This window comes from Streptomyces sp. DT190, assembly GCF_049846985.1.
GTDB lineage: Bacteria > Actinomycetota > Actinomycetes > Streptomycetales > Streptomycetaceae > Streptomyces.
The window spans coordinates 1-4,205 of the sequence record NZ_JBNCNM010000052.1; the positions used below are offsets into that span (position 1 = coordinate 1).

The 4,205-nt window shown below is 71.2% G+C and carries 1 protein-coding gene; it reads right to left on the minus strand.

The features are described 5' to 3' along the window. On the minus strand, window positions 1-4,205 hold a 4,205-nt coding region (locus tag ACPXCS_RS39515; protein ID WP_425971245.1), incomplete at both ends, for an SDR family NAD(P)-dependent oxidoreductase.

Here is a 4,205-nt window from a genome sequence, read left to right on the forward strand (position 1 = left end):
GCGTCGCCGCCGTCGGCGAGGAGCTGCCAGAACGCCTCGGGGGTGTCGATGCCGCCGGGCAGGCGGCAGGCCATGGAGACGACCGCGATCGGTTCGTCGGCGGTTCGGGACGCGCGGGGTTTCTTGGGTCGTGAGCGCTTGGGTTGCGGGTTGAGGTCGAGTGTGTCGAGGAGGTAGGTGGCGACGGCGGTGGGGGTGGGATGGTCGAAGGCCAGGGTCGAGGGCAGGGACAGACCCGTCTCGGCCGCGAGACGCCTGCGCAGCTCGACCGCCATCAGCGAATCCAGGCCCAGATCCTTCAGCACCTGCCCCGCAGCCACCCCCTCACCGGCGTCCATGCCCAACACCACGGCAGCCTCGCGCCGCACCAGCACCGTCAACTCGGCCAGCCGCTGCGCCGGCGGCAACTGCGCAAGCCGCTCCCCCAGCCCCGACACCCCACCGGTGCTCGTGCCCGTGCCGGCCTGCCGGCGCGGAGCACGCACCAGATGCCGCAACAACACCGGAACGTCCTGCGGGCTGCGCCGCAACCCCGCCAGCTCCAGCTTCACCGGCACCACATGCGCCCACCCACCAGCAGAACCGGCGTCCAGGACGGCATCCAGCACCGCGAGCGCCTGCTGCGAGGTAAGCACGCCCACTCCCCCGCGCCGCAACCGCGCCAGCTCCGCCTGACCCAGCCCCGCCGTCAACCCCACACCGGCCTGCTCCCACAACCCCCACGACAGACTCGACCCCGCCAGACCATCCGCCCGCCGCGAAGCCGCCAACGCATCCAAAAACGCGTTCGCCGCCGCATAGTTCGCCTGACCCGCCCCACCCAGCACACCAGCCGCCGAGGAGAACAGCACGAACGCCGCCAGCTCCAAATCCAACTCACGCGAGAGTTCGTCCAGATGGGCCGCGCCCGCCGCCTTCGGCGCCCACACCCGGCCCACACGCTCCGCGTCCAGACCCGACACGACACCGTCGTCCAGCACACCGGCCAGATGGAACACACCCGTCCACGCCCGCACGGACGACTCCAGCACCTGCCGCACCTGAGCCCGCTCGGACACATCACAGGCCACCACACGCACACTGAGCGCCCCGGCCCGCTCCAACCGCGCCACCAACTCGCGCGCACCCGCAGCCTCCAGGCCACGACGGGAAGTCAGCACCAGATGCCGCACCCCGAACCGCTCGACCAGCCGCAACGCCACCGCACGACCCAACTCACCCGCCCCACCCGTCACCAACACCGCACCCTCAGCATCGAAGGTGGTGGCGGAACCGGAGATGTGCGGGGCGGTGAGATCCGTGCTGTTCGGCTCCATCAGGTGCTGGAGCCGGGCGGTGCGGATCTCGCCGTGGCGTATTGCCAGTTCGGGTTCGCCGGAGGCGTTCACCGCCGTTTCGATGTCGTCTTCGTGGGTTGTGGTGTCGAGGTCCAGGAGCCGGATCACGCGGTCGGGGTATTCGGCCCGCACCGAGCGCAGCAGACCCCACACCGGCGCCTGCGCGAGGGCACGGATTCCGTCGCCCGCGTCCACCGCACCCGAGGTCACCCACACCCACTCACAGCCCTCAAGACGCGGCTGAGCCAGCAATTCCTGCACCAACTCCAGCGCACCGACCGTCGCCTCCTCGGCGGTCAACCCGCCCAGAACAGCCGGCACATCGACGACCACCCGCCCCGGCGCGTCCGCACCCGTCTCCAGGAGCGCCACCAGGGCAGCCACATCACTGACCGGCTCCACTCCCACAGCACGGCACACTTCCCCCGTGCCCACCACCCACGAATCCCCGGCGGCCGCATCCTCCGCCAGCACCCGTGGCACCTCGAAAGCCACCCGGTAGGCATGGTCCACCACCCGGCTCCCCCGCACCTGCTCGGCGGACGCCGCACGCAGTTGCAGGCGTTCGGCGTGGACGACGGGGAGTCCGTCGGGGTCGGCGACGGTGAGGCTCAGGGCGTGCGCGGCGTCGTCCAGGTCGATCGCCACTCGCAGCTCGCGGGCTCCGGAGGCATGCAGTTCGACGCCGGTCCATTCGAAGGGGAGCAGTGCTGTGCCGGCGTCCGTCCTCTCTGGGTTCTGTACGCCGACCAGGGCGTGCAGGGCGGCGTCGAGGAGGGCAGGGTGGATACCGAAGCCGTCCGCCGGCCGGTCCTCGGCAAGTCGAACCAGACCGTAGGCGGTGCTGCCCTTGCGCCACAGCTCCCTCAGGCCCTGGAACGCCGGGCCGTAGACCAGCCCACGCGCCGCGAAATCGTCGTAGAAGCCCTCCAGCGGCACCGGCTCGGCACCGGCCGGCGGCCACTGCGCCAACTCGGTGACGTCGCCGCCGTGCGGGTCGGCTCCCTCGGACAGTTCTCCGGCGGCGTGCTGACGCCAGGCGGCCTCGTCGGAGGCGTCCTCGGGGCGGCTGAACACCGCGACCGGCCGGCGTCCCTGGGCGTCCTGGGCGCCGACGACGACCTGGAGGCGCAGGGCACCGTCCTCGGGAAGGACGAGAGGCTCCAGCAGGGTGAGTTCCTCCACCCGTTCGGCACCCACGTGATGAGCCGCGGTCAGCGCCAGCTCCAGCAGGCCCGTGCCCGGCACCAGCACCGTGCCGAAAGCGGCATGCTCGGACAGCCACGGCTGCTCCGCCAGCGACAGACGGCCCGTGAACAGATAGCCGTCGTCGGCCGCTGTCCCCGTCACCGCCCCCAGCCACGGATGCTCCGAAGCCCGCAGCCCCACTGAGCCGATGTCGGTCGTGCGTCGGCTGGGCTCTGTCCAGAACCGCTCGCGTTGGAAGGCGTAGGTGGGCAGTGGAACGAGGTCGCCTTCGCCCAGGACGCGGTCGGTGTCCAGGTCGTGGCCGTGGACGTGCAGCAGGCTGAGGTTGCGCAGCAGCTGGTCCAGGCCGCCTGACTTGCGGCTGAGGGAGCCGACGACGATGCCGCCGCGCTCCGCGCTGCCGTCCGTGAGCGGCATCGACAGCACAGGATGCGCGGAGATCTCCACGAACACGCCGTGACCGTCCTGCAGCAACCGCTCCAGCGCACGGTCGAAACGCACCGGCTGCCGCAGATTGCGGCACCAGTACCCACCATCCAACTCGGCCCCGGAGGCCACTTGCCCGGTCACCGTCGAGTAGAAGGCCACCTCGGGTGCAGCCGACTCCAAACCCGAGAAGCGTTCGGCAAGGCCCGGCAGCAGCGGGTCCATCTGCGCGTTGTGAGAGGCGTAATCGACGTTGATCTTCCGCGCATACACCCCGTCCGCCGACAACTGCCCAACGATCTCCTCGATCGCCGCCGCCTCACCCGAAACGATCGTCGAGCCGGCCGTGTTCACCGCCGCCACCGACAACGCCTCACCGAACGGCGCCACCCACTGCTCGACTTCAGCAACCGGACGCTCGATCAGCGCCATACCGCCCTGACCGGCGCAGGCAAGCACGGCCTGGGAGCGGGCCGCCACCACCAGGGCACCCTGCTCCAAGGTCAGCGCACCCGACACCACAGCAGCGACCACTTCGCCCTGCGAATGCCCCACCACCGCGGCCGGCTCCACGCCCAGCGACCGCCACACCGCCGCCAAACCCACACCCATCGCGAACAGGGCGGGCTGCACCACATCCACGCGGTCCACCGGCGGGTGCTCTCCCCCGGCTCCCGCCAGGACCTCACGCACCGACCAGCCCGTCAGCGGACGCAGAGCCGCGTCACACCGGTCCACCGCCTCGGCGAACACCGCACTCGACTCCAGCAGCGCACGCCCCATCCCCGGCCACTGCGAACCCTGCCCCGGGAAGACGAACACGACCTTTCCCCGTCGTTCAGCGGTGCCCGAGACGAGCGAATCGAGGGAGCGGTCTTCGGCCAGGGCTGACAGGCCCTCCACCAGGCCGGTCATGTCCGAGGCGATCACGCTTGCCCGGGAGGTCAGGTGGGAGCGGTGACGGCCGGCTGTCACGGCGACGTCGGCCAGCGACACGTCCGTGCGCTCCCCCAGCCAGGACGCCCAGCGTCCGGCCTGGGCACGCAGCGCTGCCTCACTCTGGCCCGAGAGCAGCACGGGCCGGGGGCCCTGCTCGGCGGAGGGCTTGGTCTGGGTCGGGTCGGTGGTGGCAGGGGTGGGCGGTTCTTCGATGACGACGTGGGCGTTGGTGCCGGAGAGGCCGAACGACGACACGCCGGCGCGCCTGAGGCGCTCGCCGTCGTGCTTCCACGG